18 protein-coding genes and 1 pseudogene are annotated in these 20828 nt (G+C 61.6%); 12 read left to right on the top strand and 7 right to left on the bottom strand.

Annotation, left to right across the window (positions count from 1 at the left end):
- The first annotated feature begins 6 nt into the window (after positions 1-6).
- The 3 genes from AC2S2E_RS02730 to AC2S2E_RS02720 all read left to right on the top strand — a co-directional run bounded on the left by AC2S2E_RS02730 (position 7) and on the right by AC2S2E_RS02720 (position 2797).
- The gene (locus AC2S2E_RS02730) at positions 7-528 is read left to right on the top strand and encodes a helix-turn-helix transcriptional regulator (protein ID WP_486523594.1); all 522 of its coding nucleotides are present in this window, start codon (positions 7-9) and stop codon (positions 526-528) included.
- Positions 521-1768, top strand: a complete 1248-nt coding sequence (locus AC2S2E_RS02725) for an MgtC/SapB family protein (protein ID WP_486523593.1) — start codon at positions 521-523, stop codon at positions 1766-1768. Before AC2S2E_RS02730 ends, AC2S2E_RS02725 begins: the two co-directional genes overlap by 8 nt.
- Positions 1769-1876: 108 nt before the next feature.
- On the top strand, positions 1877-2797 hold the full coding sequence (locus AC2S2E_RS02720) for a cation diffusion facilitator family transporter (RefSeq protein WP_486523592.1): 921 nt from the start codon (positions 1877-1879) through the stop codon (positions 2795-2797).
- Between the two features lie 790 nt (positions 2798-3587).
- On the opposite strand, the gene AC2S2E_RS02715 is transcribed toward AC2S2E_RS02720, so the two are convergent.
- Positions 3588-4601 (bottom strand): IS110 family RNA-guided transposase, encoded by a 1014-nt coding sequence (locus AC2S2E_RS02715; protein WP_486523591.1) that lies wholly within the window; start codon positions 4599-4601, stop codon positions 3588-3590.
- Positions 4602-4727: 126 nt separating this feature from the next.
- Between AC2S2E_RS02715 and AC2S2E_RS02710 the strand changes: the two genes are divergently transcribed.
- Both AC2S2E_RS02710 and AC2S2E_RS02705 read left to right on the top strand, forming a co-directional pair.
- Positions 4728-5225 (top strand): SIR2 family protein, encoded by a 498-nt coding sequence (locus AC2S2E_RS02710; protein WP_486523590.1) that lies wholly within the window; start codon positions 4728-4730, stop codon positions 5223-5225.
- A gap of 220 nt (positions 5226-5445) precedes the next feature.
- On the top strand, positions 5446-6477 hold the full coding sequence (locus AC2S2E_RS02705) for an IS110 family RNA-guided transposase (RefSeq protein ID WP_486523589.1): 1032 nt from the start codon (positions 5446-5448) through the stop codon (positions 6475-6477).
- A gap of 263 nt (positions 6478-6740) precedes the next feature.
- Here AC2S2E_RS02705 and istB read toward each other — a convergent pair whose 3' ends face one another.
- Both istB and istA read right to left on the bottom strand, forming a co-directional pair.
- Complete coding sequence (gene istB / locus AC2S2E_RS02700; RefSeq protein WP_126066410.1) at positions 6741-7541, bottom strand: IS21-like element helper ATPase IstB; 801 nt, start codon at positions 7539-7541, stop codon at positions 6741-6743.
- Between the two features lie 11 nt (positions 7542-7552).
- Complete coding sequence (gene istA, locus AC2S2E_RS02695; protein ID WP_486523588.1) at positions 7553-9073, bottom strand: IS21 family transposase; 1521 nt, start codon at positions 9071-9073, stop codon at positions 7553-7555.
- 84 nt (positions 9074-9157) lie between these two features.
- Here istA and AC2S2E_RS02690 point away from each other — a divergent pair.
- Together AC2S2E_RS02690 and AC2S2E_RS02685 are read left to right on the top strand one after the other, a co-directional pair.
- A pseudogene (locus AC2S2E_RS02690) lies at positions 9158-10324 on the top strand (efflux RND transporter permease subunit); the annotation flags it as partial.
- On the top strand, positions 10321-12276 hold the full coding sequence (locus AC2S2E_RS02685) for a heavy metal translocating P-type ATPase (RefSeq protein WP_486523587.1): 1956 nt from the start codon (positions 10321-10323) through the stop codon (positions 12274-12276). The pseudogene AC2S2E_RS02690 and the gene AC2S2E_RS02685, both read left to right, overlap by 4 nt.
- Positions 12277-12778: 502 nt before the next feature.
- Here AC2S2E_RS02685 and AC2S2E_RS02680 read toward each other — a convergent pair.
- Positions 12779-13498: a superoxide dismutase gene (locus tag AC2S2E_RS02680; RefSeq protein ID WP_486523586.1), complete on the bottom strand. Its 720-nt coding sequence runs from the start codon at positions 13496-13498 to the stop codon at positions 12779-12781.
- Between the two features lie 15 nt (positions 13499-13513).
- The gene (gene chrA, locus AC2S2E_RS02675; protein ID WP_486523585.1) at positions 13514-14827 is read right to left on the bottom strand and encodes a chromate efflux transporter; all 1314 of its coding nucleotides are present in this window, start codon (positions 14825-14827) and stop codon (positions 13514-13516) included.
- 248 nt (positions 14828-15075) lie between these two features.
- Here chrA and AC2S2E_RS02670 point away from each other — a divergent pair, with 248 nt between their 5' ends.
- Positions 15076-15504: a histidine kinase gene (locus tag AC2S2E_RS02670; protein WP_486523584.1), complete on the top strand. Its 429-nt coding sequence runs from the start codon at positions 15076-15078 to the stop codon at positions 15502-15504.
- A 6-nt stretch (positions 15505-15510) separates the two neighbouring features.
- Here AC2S2E_RS02670 and AC2S2E_RS02665 read toward each other — a convergent pair whose 3' ends face one another.
- Together AC2S2E_RS02665 and AC2S2E_RS02660 are read right to left on the bottom strand one after the other, a co-directional pair.
- Positions 15511-15777, bottom strand: coding sequence for a metal-sensing transcriptional repressor (locus AC2S2E_RS02665; protein ID WP_486523583.1), 267 nt, complete (start codon positions 15775-15777; stop codon positions 15511-15513).
- Positions 15778-15785: 8 nt separating this feature from the next.
- Entirely contained in the window at positions 15786-16625 is an 840-nt protein-coding gene (locus AC2S2E_RS02660; protein WP_486523582.1) for a nickel/cobalt efflux transporter, read from the bottom strand.
- Between the two features lie 254 nt (positions 16626-16879).
- Between AC2S2E_RS02660 and AC2S2E_RS02655 the strand changes: the two genes are divergently transcribed.
- From AC2S2E_RS02655 to AC2S2E_RS02640, 4 genes are all read left to right on the top strand, one after another.
- Entirely contained in the window at positions 16880-17581 is a 702-nt protein-coding gene (locus AC2S2E_RS02655) for a VIT1/CCC1 transporter family protein (RefSeq protein WP_486523581.1), read from the top strand.
- 36 nt (positions 17582-17617) lie between these two features.
- Positions 17618-18295, top strand: a complete 678-nt coding sequence (locus AC2S2E_RS02650) for a response regulator (protein ID WP_486523580.1) — start codon at positions 17618-17620, stop codon at positions 18293-18295.
- On the top strand, positions 18292-19308 hold the full coding sequence (locus AC2S2E_RS02645; protein WP_486523579.1) for a sensor histidine kinase: 1017 nt from the start codon (positions 18292-18294) through the stop codon (positions 19306-19308). The genes AC2S2E_RS02650 and AC2S2E_RS02645 overlap by 4 nt, the downstream gene beginning before the upstream one ends.
- Positions 19309-19375: 67 nt before the next feature.
- On the top strand, positions 19376-20806 hold the full coding sequence (locus tag AC2S2E_RS02640) for a cytochrome-c peroxidase (RefSeq protein WP_486523578.1): 1431 nt from the start codon (positions 19376-19378) through the stop codon (positions 20804-20806).
- The last annotated feature ends 22 nt before the right edge of the window (positions 20807-20828 follow it).

Here is a 20828-nt window from a genome sequence, read left to right as displayed (position 1 = left end):
GGAGCCATGCAACCTGCCACCCGATCACTGGAACGCAAAGCCCTGATCCTGACGCTGGTGCTGGGCTGCCAGGTGATGGCGGCGATGTTCTTCACGCTCGATGTGGCGGGGGACATCGCCGATGCGGGGCTGGGCTGGCACCTGTCGATCGAATTGGGGGCCACGCTGGCGTTGGCCGCCGGGGTGGTAGTGGGGGCCATTCATGTCCGCTCCCTGATCGAACAAGCGCGGCAGGATCAGGTCCTGATCACCGCCGCGCGCGGGGCGATGGGGGCCTTGATCCGCGCCCGTTTTGCCGAATGGCGGCTGACCGCTGCGGAGGCCGATGTGGCACTGTTCGCCATCAAGGGGCTGGACGTGGCCGAGATCGCGGCGTTGCGCGGATCGGCGCAGGGCACCGTGCGGGCGCAACTGACGCGGATTTACGCCAAGGCGGGCACCACATCCCAGACTGGCCTGATCGCGCTGTTCATGGAAGAGTTGATCGACCAAGCCTCCACGCTGGGGGAGGCGGGTGCCCATGGCTGATATCGCGCTGATGCATCACCTGCTGATTGCGCTGGGCATCGGCCTGCTGATTGGTGCGGAGCGTGAGCGGCGCAAGGCCGAGCACCCGGCCTCTGCGGGGCTGCGCTCCTTCACCATCGCCAGCCTGTTGGGCTGTGTCAGCGCGCTGACACCGTGGGGCTGGATGAGCGGTGTCGTCCTCGCCTGCATCACCGCGCTGGCCATGTTCAGCAATTGGCAACGCCGTGCCTCGGGCGATCCCGGCATCACGACGGAAATCGCACTGATCGCCACCACGCTGCTGGGGGCGCTATCGGTCAGCGCGCCCGATCTTGCGGGCGCATCGGCGGTGCTTATCACCATCATTCTGGCCGCGCGTGAGCCACTGCATCGCTTTGTGGGGCAGATTGTGACAGCGAATGAAGTGGCCGATGTGCTGCTGATATCGGGTGCGACGCTGATCATCCTGCCCATGCTGCCTGATCGCCCCATGGGGCCGTTTGGCGCGCTCAATCCCCATGCCATCTGGCTGGTGGTGATCATGATCCTGGGCATCAATGCGGTGGGGCAACTGGCCACGCGGCTTTTGGGCGCGCGACTGGGCGTGCCGATGCTGGGGCTGGTGTCGGGCTTTATCTCCAGTTCGGCGACGATTGGCGCGATGGGGGCCTGGGTGCGCGCCAATCCTGCCTCGCTTTCGGCAGGTGTTGCCGCGGCGGTGCTTTCAACGGTGGCCAATTATATGCAGATGGCCTTCGTCATCGAAGTCACTGATCACAATGCCTTTCTGGCAACGGTCGCACCCGTTGCCGCTGCTGCCTTGGCCGCCGCTTTGTCAGGCGGTTGGTTCATGGTGGCGGCATGGCGCGAAACCTCTGCAGAACCGCCCAGGTTCAGTCGCTCTTTCAACGTGATGATCGCGCTGATGTTTGCCGGGATGCTGGCTGGGATGTTGATCCTGGTGGCCGCGATGCAGGCATGGTTCGGCACCATGGGGATCGCGGCGGCAGCCGCCATTGGCGGGGTGTTGGATGTGCATGCCGCCGTCATTTCCATCGCATCGCTGGTAAGCGAACGGGCGATCACGCCGGCCCAAGCCATCGTGCCAGTGCTGATCGCCTGCACCACCAGCAGCCTCGCCAAGATGCTGTTTTCAGCCACGGCGGGAACGAGGGCATTTGCAGCGCGGGTCATTCCCGCACAGGCCGGAATTGTTATCGCATCATGGATCGCAGGGCTCGTTGCCTTGCAGGTCCTTTAAAGCCTTCGCCATCCGCGCCGTCAGCACGAAAAAACTCATAGTCCCCCAGTATTCACAATCACGGGGCAAAGCACTATCGCGCAGACATTCAGCAAAAGGTCTTATCCTATGAACAACCTTGATCCCATGCTGGCACTTGAAGATGCCGAAGTGGATCCGGCGATGAAGGCGCAGGCAGCGTCGCGCAGCACATGGGTCAGCGTGGCGGTCAACAGCACATTGTCAGCTTTGCAGGTCGCGGTTGGGCTGATCTCTGGCTCTTCTGGCCTGATTGCCGACGGCATCCACTCGCTGTCCGATCTGGTGGCGGACTTTCTGGTGCTGTTCGTGTCGGCCCATTCGAAAGCCGAGGCGGATGAGCGCCACCCCTATGGCCATCAGCGTTTCGAGAATGCTGCTTCGCTGGCGCTGGGCCTGTTGTTGGCGGGCGTCGGCATTGGCATGTTGTGGAGCGCAATCCTCAAGATCGAGCACCACGAGGCCATCCCCAAGGTGGAGATCACCGCTCTGTATGTGGCAGGGGCCGCGCTGATCGCCAAGGAACTGCTGTTTCGCTACATGCTGGCCGTCGCTAAGCGCGTCAAATCCAGCATGCTGGTTGCCAACGCCTGGCATGCGCGCTCGGACGCTGCCTCCTCGCTGGTGGTGGGCTGCGGCATTGTTGGCAATCTCATGGGCTATCCCATTCTCGATCCGGTCGCAGCCTTGATTGTCGGCCTGATGATCCTCAAAATGGGCTGGGAATTCGGGTGGGAAGCGCTGCACGACCTGATGGACCAATCGGGCGATGACGAAGAGGTGGAGGCGATCCGCACCACCATTCTGGGCACGCATGGCGTACGCGGCTGCCACAATCTGCGCACGCGCAAGATGGGTGACATGCTGATGGTCGATGTCCACATCGATATCGACGCCGGCATCACTGTCGAGGCGGGGCATGCCATAGTCCAGTCCGCCGAGGAGGCCGTGCGTGCGCGCCATCGTGTGCTGGGCATGATCGCACATGCCGATCCTTGGAAGTCTGAGTGACTTTTACTCAGGTAGATGTTGCGGCCTGGCTATTCCTTGTTGAATACTGGCTTTGTTTCGGACCTGGTTGATCCGAGGCTGCCCTGTCAACGTGAATAGAAGGCAGGTTTCGTTCTGCTGATCAGAAGGCTGGAACGGCATCAATGAGGGCGGCTTCCGACGGAGGCCGGGTGATGCGTGACGGCTTTAACCAGATGGACCTGCCTGAGCTTCAGCTCTTCCCCGGAACGCGAATTAGGTAAATTTACAACGGTTCCGCCACCGACCGGTTAACGGAAGGCACTTCTGGCCTTCCCCAGAGGAGGCCTCCATGCGATGACCCGTCTACCGACGTCGTACTTTGGGCAGCTTATCATGACTGAAGTGATGCGGTGGATGCCCCCCTTTGTCCGGCATCGTAAGATGCTGATCGGCGCCAGCGTGGCGCACGAAGGAGGATCAGATGGCAGAAGCATATATGCTGGCAATTGACCTTGCAAAGCGCAGCTTTCAGGTCTGCGCTACCGATCGCGCAGGGTCGTGTGTGGATGCCCCCAGGATTGCAAGGGGATTTTCTGAGATTTTTCGGCGCAGCGCTTCATCGGTCGTGTGTCAGGCCTCTTGATGTGGCTTTGACGCCACGGGCCGGTATGCAGTCCGAAGAACGGGAGCCACATCGGTTCAGCGAGCTTGATGGCTCGGGTCCCGGGACTGGTTTGTCTCGTTCTGGACTTGAAGTCCTTGCCGCATAATCCTCAGTCGATCTCCTTGCCGGGGCCGCAGCCCCTGGCGCTGACGGCTCTGATGCCGACTACGCCAAACGGTAACTTTCCTCACGTGTCATCATAGCCCAGACAATGCGCGCCATCTTGTTGGCCAATGCGACAGCAGCCACCATTCTCGGCTTGCGGGCAAGCAACCTGCCCAGCCAGTTGTCCGGCAGCACGCCTTTGCGCACGATCCATCTTATCCTGCTCATCGCTCCGACGATCAAAAGTTTGCGGATGTCGCTTTGCCCCATCTTGCTCATACCGCCGAGCCGAGCTTTGCCACCAGTGGAGCGCTGCCGCGGCACCAAGCCAAGCCACGCCGCGAAGTTCCTGCCACTGGCAAAGCTTCGTAGATCTGGCGCGAAGGCCATGATCGCCCCGGCCGTCACGGGCCCAACGCCGGGAACCGTGCACAGCCGTCGCATTTCGGCGTTGACCTGCGTTGCTTCACGCAGTTTGAAACTCAGAAGATCAATCTTTTCCGACAAGGTGTCGATCTGCTCGAGATAGAGTTGAGCGACCTCGCGCACGCCATCAGGCAATTCCAGTGCCTCATTGTCGATCGCGATGCGAATATCCTTCACATGGGCCGCTCCTTGAGCAAAGACATGGCCAAATTCCGCAAGATGACTGCGCAACGCGTTGATCATCTGCGTGCGCTGACCGACAAAGCATTGATGCGTTCGATAAGCAACCGCGCGCGCCTGATGCTCGGGGCTCTTCACCGCCACGTAATGCATGTTCGGACGGACAGCTGCCTCCGCGATTGCCGCTGCATCTGTTGCGTCATTTTTTTGCCTTTTGACAAACGGCTTGACGTAAATGGGCGGGATCAGGCGGGCCTCGTGCCCGAGCGCCCGCGCAAACCGGCCCCAGAAGTGGCTGGTCGCACAAGCTTCCATGGCCACGATACAGGGCGCCTGCGATTCCAACAACTGCTCAAGCTTTGCTCGGGAAACTGTCCGGTTGTATAGAACCGACCCTGCGCGATCGGTAGCGCAGACCTGAAAGCTGCGCTTTGCAAGGTCAATTGCCAGCATATATGCTTCTGCCATCTGATCCTCCTTCGTGCGCCACGCTGGCGCCGATCAGCATCTTACGATGCCGGACAAAGGGGGGCATCCACCGCATCACTTCAGACCTTGCGCTTTTCCGAGCATGGACCTGTCTTCCCCTCGAAGTTGGTCGATGCCCTTATGGCGGGAGAGGTCGTCTTCCTCTGCGGTGCAGGCGTCAGCGCGCCGCAACTCCATGGCTTCCAAAAGCTGGTAGACTTGACGTTTGAGCGCCTCAACGTGGAAATGTCTACTTCTGAGGCCAACGCCTACAACGGAGGACGGTTCGAGGAGGTCCTCGGATCCCTTGAACGCCGACTCGCCGAAGCTGGAAGGATGGTGCGTGCTGTCTCAGACCTGCTGAGCGTACCCGACGAGCCGGAACTGGACCACCACGCCACCCTGCTGCGCCTTTCGCGCGACCTCGAAAATCGCATCCTCATTGTTACCACCAACTTCGATACATTGCTCGAAAGGGCATCGTCAGCGGTTGCGCCTGATCCCGTCCCTGCGAAGATCAGTTTTGCCGGGCAATCTCTGCCCGCGCCAAGTTCGGCTGAATTTTCTGGAATCATCCATCTGCATGGAAGGTTGGCGGACGATCCACTGTCAACACCGGGATAAAAACGGGCCAGGCACCGGTTTAAAAAGGGGCCAGTTGGGTTGAATAAAAAGCCCCATGGTTGAGGCTGGACAGCATCGGCAGCGGGGAAGCGGCTGTAGCGGAGCGGAAGCCGATTTCCCGCTGCCGATGGCCGCCTTTTGTCTGATGGGGTGGACGCCCCCCGACGGCATCTATGTGCCAAGGTAGGTGTTGGAGAACACCTATGAGAAGGAGGCGTCCATGACAGATGTTATCACGATCGGGTTGGATATCGCAAAGAATGTCTTTCAGGCGCACGGCGCTGATGCTGCGGGCCGCCAAGTTTTCAGCCAGCGGATTGCACGCGGCAAGGTGCTGGAATTTTTCTCCAAGCAACCGAAGTGCCTCGTGGCGCTGGAGGCTTGTGGCGGGGCGCATCACTGGGCCCGTGAGTTGATAGGCATGGGCCATGAGGTGAGGCTGATCCCGCCGGCCTATGTTAAGCCCTTTGTAAAGCGTCACAAAAACGATGCAGCCGATGCCGAAGCGATCTGCGAAGCGGTGCAGCGGCCGAACATGCGATTTGTAACGGTCAAGAGCGAGGAGCAGCAGGCCTCAGCGTTGGTATTCCGCACGCGCGACCTGCTGGTCGGGCAGCGCACACAGACGATCAATGCGATCCGCGGGCACATGGCTGAGTACGGTTGGGTGGCACCGAAAGGTCCTTCTTGGGTGACAATGCTGGGCGAGTTGATTGAAGACGAGGTCGGTGCGTCACTGCCGAATGCAGCGCGGGAGATGTTTCGGGTTATGCTCAACATGCTCGAAAAACTCGATTGTCAGATTGCAGACCTCGACAAGGAGATTGCTCGGCGTGCCCGTGAGGATGAGGTGGCTCGCCGGCTGATGACCATTCCAGGCATCGGGCCGATTGCGGCGACAGCAATCGCGGCATTGGCACCGGCAGCGCAAACATTCAAACGCGGCCGTGACTTTGCTGCCTGGCTCGGGCTCACACCCTTGCAGAAATCATCGGGCGGAAAGACCAAGCTGGGCCGAACATCCAAGATGGGCGAACGCACCCTGCGGCGATTGCTGATCATCGGCAGCAGTTCAGTAGTCCTGCATGCAAGCAGGCGCGGGGCGCCTGAAGGATCATGGCTCGCCAGTATGCTGGCGCGCAAGCCGCGCATGCTGGTGACAGTCGCACAGGCCAACAAGACGGCGCGTATAATTTGGGCGCTGCTCATGAAGAACGAGGATTACAGAGCTCCGATGGCAGCGGCGGCGTAAGCCGGACGGCCATCAGAGGTCGTCGGAGGACGACAAGCGGTCGAAGGAGGGTATGGCACAACAGTCGGCAAGACGGCGTCGGAAAACCAGGAAATGTTCTCGTGCCTAGAGCACGCTCGTCTGATCTGGATCCGATCCGCGAACTCCCATACTGGCCCGCAGCATTCCATACTGCATCACGAGGCCGGACAGATGGCAGCATCCGATCAAGTGCAGTCTATACCCAAATTACCGCTTGCGTTCGCTGGGGCGTCCACAGAAGATCATTTTGCCTCCCCCTTGTCCTTCTGGCGCTTGCGGCTGCTGGTGAGGCGGAAGCTGTCACCATTCATCTCGAGGATGTGCACGTGGTGGGTCAGGCGGTCGAGCAGGGCGCCAGTCAAGCGCTCGGACCCGAACACCGATGTCCATTCATCGAAGGGCAGATTGCTGGTGATCAGCGTGCTGCCGCGTTCATACCGCTGGCTGAGCACCTCGAACAGCAATTCACCGCCCACTGCGGTGAAGGGCACATAGCCCAGCTCGTCGAGGATCAGCAGTTTCACCGAGGCCAGATGCTTTTGCAGGCTGCGCAGTCGCCGTTCGTCGCGCGCCTCCATCAAGTCATGGACCAGCGCCGCAGCGGTGGTGAAGGCCACGCTGTGCCCCTTCTGGCAAGCGGCCAGTCCCAGCGCGAGGGCGGTGTGGGTCTTGCCGGTACCGCTGGGGCCCAGCGCAATGACATTGCGCTGCCGCTCGATCCATTCTCCGCGCGCCAGTTCCAGCACCAGCGCCTTGTTCAGTGATGGCTGGGCTGCAAAGTCGAAGGTGTCAAAACTCTTGGTATGCGGGAACCTGGCCATGCGGATGCGACGCTCGACCATCCGGCGTTCACGGTCGATGCGCTCCAGTTCGCACAGGCGCAGCAGATAGCGCGGGTAATCGGCCCGATCCTGCGCGGCCTCAAACGCGACCTTCTCATATTCGCGCGCGAAGGATGGCAGCTTGAGTGCTTTGAGGTGGTTTGCCAGCAGCACGGCGGGCGGCACGCTGGTTGGTTCTGCCTCGATGACCGGCAGCGGCATCATGGGATCGCTCATGCCGCCACTCCTGTCGCCGGGGTGCCGGACTGCGAGAGCAGGCCCATATAACTGCGCGGGTCAGTGCGCCCAACATGGGCGCGTGGCAAGTGCGGGTAAAATTGCAGATCGAGGCGTGGCACGCGCTGCTCAAGTCGGGCCAGCGCGATCATCTTGACTGCATCAAAGCTGATCGCCCCCATCTCCAGCGCGCGGGCCACCGCCCATTCCACCAAGGGTTGCTCAAAGCGCTCGCATAGCCGCAGCACCTGGATGAACTCGCGCCGTCCTTCCTTGCCACTGCGGGCCTCCATCAACCGGCGAATGCGATGCATCGGTTCGGCCAGCACCCAGCCATCGAGCGGCGCCGCCTGATCAAGGGCACGCGGCTTTTGCTCCAACAGCGCCAGATAATGCAGCGGGTTGGCGATGAAGTCCTCACGCTCATAACTGCGCGGGTGCACCGCGATCTGCTCCCCGCCGCAGATGATGGAAACCCGGTCGACATAGCCTTTGATGACAACCTCCTGGTGGGCATAGGCCGTTGGCACCGAGTAATCATTGGTGCGATAGCGCACCAATGACATCGACGAGGCCCGTCCCGTCACCATGTGGCAGGGATCGAACGGCACCGCAGGTAGCGGCATGAAGGCTGCCAGATCAGCCACCAGCCTTTCACCGATGCTGTGTTCATGCCCACGCAAGATGGCCTGCCGGCGCTCCATGCATTGGTCGAGGAAGCGCGCGTTCAGTGCATCAAAGCTGGGCGCCTCCGGCCTTGGCACCATGAAGTGGCGCCGGGAATAGCCGACCAGCCCCTCAACCTTGCCTTTGTCATTGCCCTTGCCGGGGCGGCCGAACTTGTCAGCAAACAGGTAATGGCTTTGCAGCGTGGCGAACATCCGGCTGCGCTCGCGCGTCCCGTCGCCCAGGATCTGCGCCACCGCAAGCTTGGTGTTATCATACAGGATCGACTGCGGGACGCCGCCAAAGAAGGCGAAGGCGGCCACATGTCCTTCACAAAAGGCCTCGGCCACCTCGGCAGGATAGGCCTTGATGAACGGCGCATCGCTGTGCGGCAGATCCATGCAGAAATAGTGGAACCGCACCAGCTTGCCGTCGATGATCCCGTCCGCCTCGCCGAAATCTACCTGTGCGTGCCCCGGCTTGTGGCTCAGGGGTATGAACACCTCGCGGCTGCGCAGCTTGGCCCCCGCCACATAATCGCGGACAATGGTGATGCCACCGGTGAAACCATGCTCATCGCGCAAACGCTCGAAAATGCGGGCGGCAGTGTGTCGCTGCTTGCTGTGCACCTTGCGGTCATCCACCAGGATCTGGTCGATGATCTCGGTATATTCCGCCAGCTTGCGGCTGTAGGTTTGCCCACTCCGGCCATGCGCCCCCGGTTCCGGGAAGCACAGCATCTTGTCTACGGTCTTGCGGTTGATCCCAAAATACCGGGCAGCAGCGCGACGGCTCATCCCGTCAATCAGCACGGCGCGGCGGACCTTCTGATAAAGCTCCACTCTCTTCATCCTCCACCCCCGCACAAAAGCAGGGGTCTAGCAGGACTGGCCCATTTTTAATCCGGTGCTACCGGCCGATCCGTGGCCCCTTTTATTCCCGGTGTTCTCAATGAAATCACCCAGCCCATCCAGATGCGCTTCAACGAGTTGATCGCGGGCGTGCGCGGTGATGTGGCGGTCAAGGTCTTCGGCGACGACTTCAATTCCATGAACGGCACCGCCGAGAAGATCGCCGACATTCTGCGCCGCACCCCCGGCGCGGCCGATGTGAAGGTGGAGCAGACCACCGGCCTGCCCATGCTCGACATCAGGGTCAATCGCGATGCGATGGCGCGTCTTGGCGTCAGCGCACAGGATGTGCAGGATACCGTGACGGCCACGCTGGGCGGGCGACAGGCCGGCATGATCTTTGAAGGCGATCGCCGCTTCCCCGTGGTCATCCGCCTGTCCGAGGCGCAGCGGGCCGATCTGGCGATGCTGGGCCAGATGCAAGTACCGGCGCCCGGCGGCCAGTTCGTGCCGCTCTCCAGCGTGGCCGACATCCGCGTCACCGAAGGCCCCAACCAGATCAGCCGCGAAAACGGCAAGCGCCGCGTGGTGGTGCAAGCCAATGTGCGCGGGCGCGATGTCGCCAGCGTAGTGGGTGATGCCAAGGCGGCCATTGCGAAGGACGTGCGCCTGCCTGCGGGCAGTTACCTTGAATGGGGTGGCCAGTTTGAAAACCTCGCCTCGGCGCGCGAAAGGCTGCAACTGGTGATCCCGGCCTGTTTCGCGCTGATCCTGATGCTGCTTTATGGCGCCTTGGGTTCGGCGCGTGATGCCGCCATCGTCTTCACGGGCGTCCCGATGGCGCTGGTGGGCGGGGTGCTGGCGCTGTTCCTGCGGGGCATGGATTTCTCCATCTCGGCGGCTGTAGGCTTTATCGCCCTGTCAGGCATCGCGGTGCTCAACGGGCTGGTGATGGTTTCCTCGATCCAGGATTTGATCCGGGGCGGTATGGAGCGCGCGGAAGCAGCCCGTGTGGGCGCGCAGCAACGGTTGCGGCCGGTGGTAATGACGGCGCTGGTTGCCAGTCTGGGCTTTGTGCCCATGGCTCTGGGATCGGGCGCGGGGGCCGAGGTTCAGAAGCCGCTGGCCACGGTGGTGATCGGGGGGCTGGTTTCCGCCACCTTGCTGACACTTTTCCTTCTGCCAACGCTTTACGCGGAATACGGCCACGGGCCGGCACTTGCCAAGAACGACGAGGAGGTTGCGGCATGACCGAGGCAAACCTCACACATAGTCATGAAGAGGGATCGGCACGATCCGAACTGGTACTGGCGGCCTTTGCCGGGGTGATGCTGGCGCTCGGTTATCTGATCGAGACGTCATTCCCGTCACTATCGTTTGCGGCCTATCTGGCCTCCTATGCCTGTGGTGGCTGTTTTACCTTGCGCGAGGCGCTGGAAAACCTGCGGCACAGGAAATTCGAGATCGATACACTGATGCTGGTTGCCGCCGTCGGGGCGGCGGCCATTGGCGCCTGGGCAGAGGGAGCATTGCTGCTCTTTTTGTTCAGCCTTGGACATGGGCTGGAACATTACGCCCTCGGTCGGGCCAAAAGCGCCATCACGGCGCTGGCCAAGCTTGCCCCTGAAAATGCAACGATCAAACGTCTGGACGGAACTTCGGAAACCATTCCTGTCGCGCAACTGGTGCCGGGGGATGTGCTCATCATCCGTCCGGACGAGCGCATTCCCGCCGATGGTTTCGTGCTGTCAGGCGTCAGCGCGGTGGATCAGTCGCCCATCACTGGCGAGAGCATTCCCGTCGACAAACAGGCTGTGCCCGATCCGGATGCCGCAAGGAGCAACAGCGCCGCTCTCCCCGCAGAGCATCGCCTGTTTACAGGCACAATCAATGGCGGCGGCCTGCTGGAAATGGAGGTAACCCGCAGCGCCGGGGAAAGCACTCTGGCCCGCGTGGTGCGCATGGTGAGCGAGGCCGAAACGCGTCAATCACCCAGCCAGCGCTTTACTGAGCGGTTTCAGAGCTATTTCGTGCCCGGTGTGCTGATGCTGGTCGCCTTGCTCCTGCTGGCATGGGTGGTGGTGGACGAACCTTTCAGGGCCAGTTTCTATCGGGCCATGGCCGTTTTGGTTTCGGCTAGCCCGTGTGCGCTGGCAATCGCCACGCCCAGCGCTGTCCTGTCGGGCATTGCACGAGCGGCGCGCAGCGGCGTGTTGATCAAGGGCGGTGCGCCTCTCGAGGAACTGGGGTCGCTTGATGCCATGGCTTTCGACAAGACAGGCACCTTGACTCAAGGCAAGCCGCGCATTGCCCGCATCGCGCCTGTATCCGGCGTGAAGGAGAGCGATTTGATGGCTGTGGCCATGGCGGTCGAGCAATTGAGCCAGCACCCTCTGGCGCAGGCCATTGTTCGCGATGGCGCAGCCTATCTTGCCGGGACGCCTGTGCCGGTCGCCACCGATCTGCAAAGCCTGACAGGTCGGGGAATTTCCGCCAAAGTGGATGGCGAGGATGTGCTTATTGGCAAGCCCGGCCTTTTCGACACTGAAGATATCGCCCCGCTGACGGAGGAGGCTGCCGAAGTTTCAAATGCGATGCGTGTCTCAGGTATGACCACGATGATCGTGCGGCGGGCCGGGCGCGATCTGGGCGCCATCGGCCTGATGGACACGCCTCGCGATCATGCCCGTGAGGCGCTCGACCGGCTGAAACTGCTGGGTATTGGGCGCATGATCATGATCTCGGGCGACAGCCAGCGCGTAGCCGAGGCCGTCGCCAGAAATGTTGGCATCACCGAGGCATGGGGCGACCTGATGCCCGAGGATAAGGTGAAGGCCATCGGGCGGCTCAAAGAGGGCACACGGGTCGCGATGGTGGGCGATGGTGTCAACGATGCCCCGGCGATGGCTTCGGCGACTGTTGGCATCGCCATGGGGGCGGCCGGTTCCGATGTTGCTCTGGAAACGGCGGACATTGCCCTGATGAGCGACGATTTGCGCCATCTGCCTTTTGCTGTGGGGCTGAGCCGTCAGACCCGCGGCATCATTCGCCAAAATCTGGTGGTCAGTCTTGGTGTGGTTGGCCTGCTGGTGCCTGCCACCATTCTTGGGCTGGGTATTGGTCCTGCGGTTATCGCCCATGAAGGTTCTACGCTGCTGGTTGTCTTCAACGCGCTCAGACTGCTGGCTTATAAAGAGAAATGATGCAGTGGTAGCCATCTGCCGCAAACCGACAAATGGCTACCAGAGCGCCATCCGGCGGGACTTGCGCGGTCGGATGGCAAATGCTCTCGTGAGCACTCTCAGGAGCGGCTGTGATTGCCCCCCCCAGGGCGCTTCTTCGCCCAAGCTTTCGGGGCCGGTTTTAGTTGCCGATCTACCGGGTTTTCGGCGATTCGATCTCCTGCGTTTGTTTGAGCAAGTGGCGCGACGGGGCTTCGGGCTGTCGTCCACAACCGTTGCTCTGATCCGGGACTATGTTCTCAAGAGTACGGCTCCGGTGAGCATCATACAATGCCGGGTGAAGGGGGCATCCACCGCATCATGAGACGACATTGGGTGGGGCAATCTCGCGCTCCAGGGATAGAGATGGCTCGTTACCGGAAGGCTGGGCTTTGGCGCAGCCGCTCAGCATGAGCATTGCTAACAGCGATGCAATAGCAGTTGATCGCGGCATACCCATACCGTCAGCGTCCTTCGAGATCAGTTACCCCTTGATCGCTGCCCGGTAGCGCGCATCGATCACAGCCCAGTCGATGTTGTGCATGAATGCCTCAACATATTTGGCGGCTGCGGCGCCATAGTCGATGGCGAAGGCGTGTTCATACATGTCGAGCACCAAGAGGGGCGTGCCGGTCACGGGGCCATTGGTGTGATCCCATGCCCAATAATTGTGCAGCGATTTGGTGTATTGGTTCCATGCCAGGATGCACCAACCCGACCCGCCAGCCAGCGCCATGGCAGTGCGGCGGAATTCGGCTTCCCAAGCCTCGAAACTGCCGTGGCTCTTGGCCAGAGCATCGCGGATGGCACCCTTGGCCTGACCATCCCCGCCGAATTGCTCGAAATAGAGTTCATGCAGGATCACCGAGCCGGTGCGATGCAATTCCTCGCGCTTGAGATCGCCATAGATGACCGGGGGCAGATCCTTGTCCGCCATGGCGGCAGCAAGGCGACCTTCCACCATATTGAGTGCTTTGACCGAGCCCTGATAGTTGCTTTCCCAATGTGAGCGGATCAGCTTTTCCGACAGGCCAGTGAGTTTTGTCACGTCAAAGCCCAGCGGTTTGGGCCTATGTCCGCCGCCAAAGGCAGGGGCGATGCTCGCCGGGGCGGTCTGGGCGCTGGCAGCGGTAGGGATGGTGGCGGCTGCAGCGACGCCCAAGGCGAGGCTGCCGATCGCATCGCGGCGTGAAAGATCAGACATGCTTGTGCACTCCACTCAGGACAGTTGGGAAAGAAGCCAGCCACTCACAGCGGCCAGAGCAAGGACGGGGATCACGTTCCATTTGCGCCCGATGATTGCCCAGGCCGAAACGGCGGCAATCAGACCCGCGCGCCAATCGAAGCTGAGCATATCGGGGAGGCTAAGGTGGATGGGGCCCAGCACAGTCGGGCTCAAGCGATGGAACAGCACCTGAAGCGCAAACCATGCCGAGAGGTTGGCGATCACCCCGACGATGGCCGAGGTAACCAGTGCCAGCGCGCCTTTAAGCAGGCGGGCGTTTTCCAGACGCTCGATCCACGGAGCCAGCGCGAAAACCCACAGGAAACAAGGCGCGAAGGTGACCCATGTGGTCAGCGCAGCCCCGAGAAGTCCCGCAACCAGCGGTGTGAAAGGCGCAGGGGCACGAAACGCTGCCAGATAGCCCACGAATTGGGTGACCATGATCAGCGGGCCGGGGGTGGTTTCGGCAAGGCCGAGGCCATCGGCCATTTCGCCCGCGCTCAGCCAGTGCTGGCTCGATACCGCCTGCTGCGCCATATAGGCCAGCACCGCATAGGCGCCGCCGAAAGTGACCACCGCCAGCTTGGAAAAGAACAGGCCGATCCGCCACAGCACATGGTCCCGCCCCAACAACGCCAGCACCGCCACCATCGGCGCGGCCCAAATCGCTCCGCCGATCAGTGCCGACCACAAGCTGTGACGCCATGGGCGCGGCGTGTCAGGCGATGGGGCGCCTTGGGCTTTCAAACCCAGCGAGGCGGGACGATAGCGCGCGACCAGCCAGCCCGTCAGCCCGGCGCCGATTACCACCAGCGGGAAAGGCGCATTGAACACAAACAGCGCGAGAAAGGCGACGAGGGCTGCGCCCTTGCGGAACTGCGTGCCCAGTGCTCGACCGGCAAGACGCAGAACAGCCTGCACCACGATAGCCAGCACGGCCGCCTTGATGCCCAGAAACAGCGCGGCAAACCAAGCCAGATGCGCGGCCGTACCATAGAGGATGGAAAGGGCCAGAATGACTGCCGCGCCGGGGATGACGAACAGCAGGCCTGCGGCAAGTCCGCCCCGGATGCCATGCAGCTTCCAACCGATCCAGATCGCCAGTTGCTGCGCTTCCGGCCCGGGCAGGAGGTGGCAGAAATTGAGCGCGTGGAGATATTGCTCCTCGCTGATCCAGCGGCGTTCCTCGACCAACTCGCGGTGCATCAGCGCGATTTGTCCGGCAGGACCACCAAAGCTGAGACAGCCGATTCGTGCTGAAACGCGAACCAGTTCGGCAAAATCGGGACAAGGAGATGTCGTTTTCATCGGGTGCCCAAGACCTTTCTGCCCGCAAAACTGCAGGCTAGAGAAGGCAACACTTGGGCTGACGCCTGGCCGGGAGGTTGCTTTATCCCGGTAAGGCCAGTCTCTAGCGCAGCTTTGCCGCAGCAGCAACGGCTTTGCGCCCCTTGGCCGTCAAGATGAACCGATTACGACAATTGTATTCAGCATCGCACAAGCAGCCCTTCGCTATCTAGAATGTATCGGTGATTTGCCGGTTCGGGAGATGCGACATGCGGCATTTGGTGGGTGTGATCGGGGTGGCGGCGGCCCTGCTGTCGGCAGGAAGCGCACAAGCGCAAAGCTGGGGTGTCTATGTGGGTAATGGCGCACCGGCGCCAGCCTCCTATGCGATGCGCTGGCATGACGACGGCGCTGATCGGATGATGGGTTTTGTCTGCTCCGGTCAGCGGGCGCATATGCTCGAGGAGCGGCTTGGTCACGAAGTCGACGAGGGAGAGATCGACCCTGACATGGCTGATCGCATGCACGCCGCGATCGACGGGTTGGAGGATCGCCAACGTCGGGAATGCGCCGAGGGCGATGTGCGTTCGGTACGCGAGATCGCCTGGCGCTACGACCGGATCGGCCAGTGGATGGATCGCGCGGCCCATGGCTATGGCGATGGGCGGGACTGGAGGCAGGGCTGGCGCCCGCGCTGACCAAACCTAGAGATATCTGGCGATCTCGGTCAGGCGCCCCAGTGTCTCGCGGGCTTCAGGGGTCAATTCGCCCAGGGTTTCGGCCAGATGGTGCTCGATGTGGTGGGCGACCAGGTTGGTCTTTGCCTTGTCGAGCGCTGCAATCACCGCCTGCAACTGCTGCGCAATGTCGAGCGCGCTGCGGTCCTCCCCGATCATGGCGATGATCTTGGCGAGATGGCCATTGGCCCGGCGCAGGCGGTTGATCAGGTCCTTGTCGGTGACGTGGCTCATGGCCTCATTCAGAGCAGGTGGCGTGCGCCGTCAAGTGCGACGATGCAGCCCACCACAAGGATGACCCCGCCCGAGACCAGCGGGGCCTTGCGAACCGCCTCGCCAAATCCGCTCCAGCGCTTTTCCAGATGGCGCAAGGACAGCGCCGCCAGCACGCCCGATGCCACCATCGTCAGGGCCAGCCCAACCGAAAAGCCCGCCACCAGCATCGCGCCCAGCGTGATACGGTGCAGTTGCAGGCAAAGCATCAGCACGGTGATCGCGCCGGGGCATGGCACCAGCCCACCGGTGAGGCCGAAGATCACGATCTGGCCGGTGCCGACCGCGCGATCGGCAAAGCGGCGGCGGATGTCCTCGGCGTGGGCCGCCTCATGCGCATCGACATAGCCGCCGGTGGCCAGTTCCAGTTCGTGGACATCTTGTTCGCCCGAGGCGTGATGATGATCGTAATGCCCGTGATCATGGTGGTGGGCGTGACCATGGTCGTGGGCATGGGCCGCGCGCAGATCGGCGCGGGCACGCCGCAGCATCCACAGCGCCATGGCGATGATCACCCCACCCGATGCCAATTGGAAATAGGGTTCGCTATCCTCGGCGCGGAACGATCCAAAGGCCCACATGCCCCCCATCGCCACCAGCCAGACCACCAGCGTATGCGACAGCGTGGCCGCCAGCCCCAGCAGAACCGCCTGCCGGACGGTGCCTTTCACCGCGATGATGAAGGCGGCCATCATCGTCTTGGAATGGCCGGGCTCCAACCCGTGCAGCGCGCCCAGCACGATGGCGCTGGGAATAAACAGCCAGCCATGGGCGGCATCCTGGACAACAAGCGAGGAAAGGTCTGTCATGTCCTGCCCAATATCCCCCCTGGGGGGATATAACAAGACTTCAGGCCAAACCCTTGAGGGTACGGCCACTCACACCGATCAATCAGGTCATCGCAGTGAGGCTGATCGATGGGCTGTCTTGCCCGACTGCAGGGCCATGCCCGCACTTGATCCGTCCACTTCTACTGCGCGATTGGGCGCTCCGGGCTGATAACTGTCAGGCTCCGGTCAGGAAAATCGGATGAAGAGAGTATTCGTGACGTGCGGGAGATAGTATGACGAGATTGCGATCGCATCCCGAACGCCATGCCGTGTCACGGATCGGCTGGCTGCGAGCAGCGGTACTTGGTGCCAATGACGGTCTTGTGTCCACCGCAAGTCTGATCGTTGGCGTCGCAGCCTCTGGCGCAGGCAAGGCTGCCATCATGGTCGCGGGAGGCGCGGCGCTGGTTGCCGGTGCCATGTCGATGGCGGCAGGCGAATATGTCTCGGTCAGTTCGCAATCCGATACGGAAAAGGCGGATCTGGAGAGGGAAAAAAGGGAACTCTCCGACCAGCCCGAAATGGAGCGTACAGAGCTGGCCGAGATTTACATTGCTCGCGGCTTGGACTCGAATCTGGCGAGGCAGGTTGCCGATGAGTTGATGGCACGCGATGCGCTTGGAGCCCATGCACGCGATGAACTTGGCATGTCCGACGTCGCTGCCGCCCGACCTCTCCAAGCCGCCTTCACATCCGCTCTGACGTTCAGCGCGGGTGCTTTTCTACCGCTTGCGCTTGTCTCGGTCGCGCCCCGCCAAGGTCTGATCCCCCTGATCGTCATTGCCACACTTCTATGCCTCGCCATGCTGGGCGCGCTTGGCGCCAGGGCCGGTGGTGCGCCGCTGACGCGATCGCTTCTCCGCGTTAGCTTCTGGGGGGCTCTGGCACTGGCTGTAACGGCGGGTATCGGCCGACTGTTTGGCACCGTCGTCTAGGCGTCAGACGCCGGCTTGGCAGGAAGTATCGGAAGAATGCGCATTCTCGTCATCGAGGACAATGAACGTCTGGCTCGGCTTGTCGTCGATGGCCTCCAGCGTCGTGGTTTTTCCTGCGATACCGCCCTCAGCTTGTCGGGCGCGGACGACGCGATGACAAGTGCCACATATGACGCGATCATTCTCGACCTTGGTCTACCCGATGGCGACGGGATCGATTGGCTTATGGCAGCACGACGTTATCGCGAGATCCCGCCGGCCATTGTTCAGACTGCGCGGGGCGCATTGGAGGACCGGGTGCAGGGGCTGGATGCCGGGGCAGACGACTATGTCGTCAAACCCGTGGACGTAGAGGAACTGGCTGCCCGGCTTCGCGCATTGCTGCGCCGACCGGGCATACGAGCGCAGACCATCGTTCAAGTCGGCACCCTGCGTTTCGACGCGGCCCGCCGGATTGCGCATGTCGGTGATCATGAAATGGAATTGTCGCGCCGGGAAGCCGATCTTCTGGAACTGCTGATGCGCCGTGCGGGAACAGTCGTCCGTCGGGAAGTGATCGAGAACGCTCTCTATAATTTCAATGAGCCGGTGACGCCCAACGCCGTGGAAGCGGCTATATCCCGCTTGCGACGCAAGCTGGAAGACGCTCAGGTTCGCGGCGCGCTCCAGACAATCCGGGGGGTTGGCTATATCCTCAAGGATCTGACTGCATGATGCGCCGAAATTCCGTGTCGCGCAGGCTCATACGCGGGCTGGGGCAGGTCGGGCTGGTCGGCACATTGCTGCTGTTTGCGGCCGTGATCTTTTTCTACCGGCTCACCTTCAGTCATCTCGATGCAGGCGCGGCCTTGCGGCGTGCAATCCTGGAATCGCTGGAACATGTCGCGCTGCCTGTGATCGTTCTGATGGTGCCAGTCACCGTCCTTGGGCTCCGTGTCATCCGGCAAGCTTTCGTCCCCCTGGAGGAAGCGGCCATACGCATCGAGGCCGTCAAGGGTCATGAACGGGGCTTCCGCATCGACACCTCACAGATGCCGGAGGAGGCCCTGCCTTTCACCGGGGCAGTCAATGATCTGCTGGAGCGCCTTGACGAGGCAGCCAGGCGGCAAGAAGCCTTTGCGGCCGATGTCGCTCACGAATTACGTACACCCTTAGCCTTGTTGTCACTCGAACTTGATCGCCTCGACCAGGTTGATGCCCCGCGTTTGAAAGGCGATGTCGCTGCAATGCGCCGGCTGATCGACCAGTTGATGCTGCTTGCCCAGATCGATGCTGCGGCATCGGCACAGATCGCGCCCGAACAGGTTCGCCTTGTCGAGATCGCGCGCGAAGTGGTCAGCCTCCTCGCGCCGGCGATCCTTTCCGCAGGCAAGATGATCGCCCTCGATATCGAAGACGAGACTGTGATCGTTCGGGGCAGGAAGGAAGCGATTGCGACGGCACTTCGGAACCTCATTGAGAACGCGGTCAGGGTGACGCCTGCTGGCGGCATGATCCAGGTCTTCGTCGGTCCGGGGGCTACAACGGGCGTTCGCGATGAAGGGCCTGGCCTCGATCAGGAGCGCCTGCGCGATCTCGTGCGTCGTCACAGGCGTGCCGACCATGCCAGTAAGGACGGTGCGGGGTTGGGTCTCGCCATCGTCGATCAGATCATGGCTGCTCATGATGGGCTGCTGGTGAGCGATCCGGATCGGCGCGAACTGATGCTGAGGTTCCCCGACGTCTGAGGTTTCGTGCCATCTGGCAACAACGGCCCGTCAGGCTTCCGTCAGACTTGGTGCCTAGCCGGATAACATGCTCAAACGAAACATCCTGCTCGTCGGCGCTGGTGCGCTTGTTGCCGTTTACGGTGGGACCGTTGGCTATCTGGCGCATTTCGACAGGATGACGGCACCGACGTTACCGGCGTCTTCCGCCACCCGGCGAGATCCGGTCACATTGGCGGCATTCCAGGTTCTTGCCAAGGCGCGCTGTGACTATTGCCACACGCAGGGTGCCACATTGCCTTTTTATGCCAATGTGCCGATCGCCCAACAGTTGATGCAACGCGACCTGGCACAGGGTTTGCGCCATTTCCGCATCGAACCGGTGCTTACGGCATTGCAGGATGGCACGCCTCCCCCGGAAGAGGCTTTAGCTCGCATCGAATGGGTGACGCGCCAAGACCGGATGCCGCCTTCTCCCTACACTTTGATGCATTGGCGAGCGAGGCTTGGAGAGACGGAAAGGAATGCCCTTCTGACCTGGGCGGCAGCGGCCCGCCGCAAATACTACGCCTCTGCGAATGTGGCCGCGCAATTCGCGGCCGAACCTGTTCAGCCAATCATGGCGACATCGCTGACCGATATCGACAAGATCGCGTTGGGGCGGCGGCTATTTTTCGATCCCCAGCTTTCAGGTGACAATAGCGTCAGTTGTGCGAGTTGCCATGGTCTCGACAAGGGCGGCGCGGATGGACTGATGACGGCCACCGGCATAGGTGGGCAAAAGGGCCCGATCAATGTCCCGACCGTCTACAACGCGTTGTTCAACAAAGTACAGTTCTGGAATGGTCGCGCGCCGACCCTTGCGGCGCAGGCCGCAGGCCCCGTGATGAATCCGCTGGAAATGGGCTCCCACACATGGAGCAAGGTCGCAACGAAACTGAAAGCCCAGCCCGGTTACGACGCTGCTTTCCTTAAAGTCTATGGCTCCGGCCTGATCGACCAACGTCGCATCACCGATGCGATTGCTGCGTTCGAGGGAACCCTTGAGACACCTGGCAGCCGCTTCGACCGCTATCTGCAAGGCGATGCCAACGCCATCAACGCGCGCGAGAAGCGCGGCTATGCATTGTTCAAGGAGAATGGTTGCGCCTCATGCCATGTCGGCAAGTCACTGGGCGGCCAGAGTATGGAAGTCATGGGACTGAACGGCAACTATTTCGCAGCGCGCGGCGGCGCGCTGACTGATGCGGATCTCGGGCGATACACTGTGACACAAGCCGCGCAGGACCGTGCTCGCTTCAAGGTGCCCAACCTGCGTAACATAGCCTTGACCGGGCCTTACATGCACGATGGCAGTGCGAAGACATTGCCAGAGGCAGTCAGGCTGATGGTACGGTTCCAGACACCCAACGGCAGTCTGCCCGATAGGGATGTCGATGATATCGTCGCCTTCCTGAACACGCTGACTGGCACATGGCAGGGCAGGCAGCTCGTTACCACACCTGCGGTCGTAAAATAACTCCGACCCTCTGGCTGCTGGA

The sequence above is a fragment of the Novosphingobium sp. 550D genome (assembly GCF_057401885.1).
Note: the sequence above shows the minus strand (reverse complement) of the source record. Positions and strands in the feature narration are given on the sequence as shown.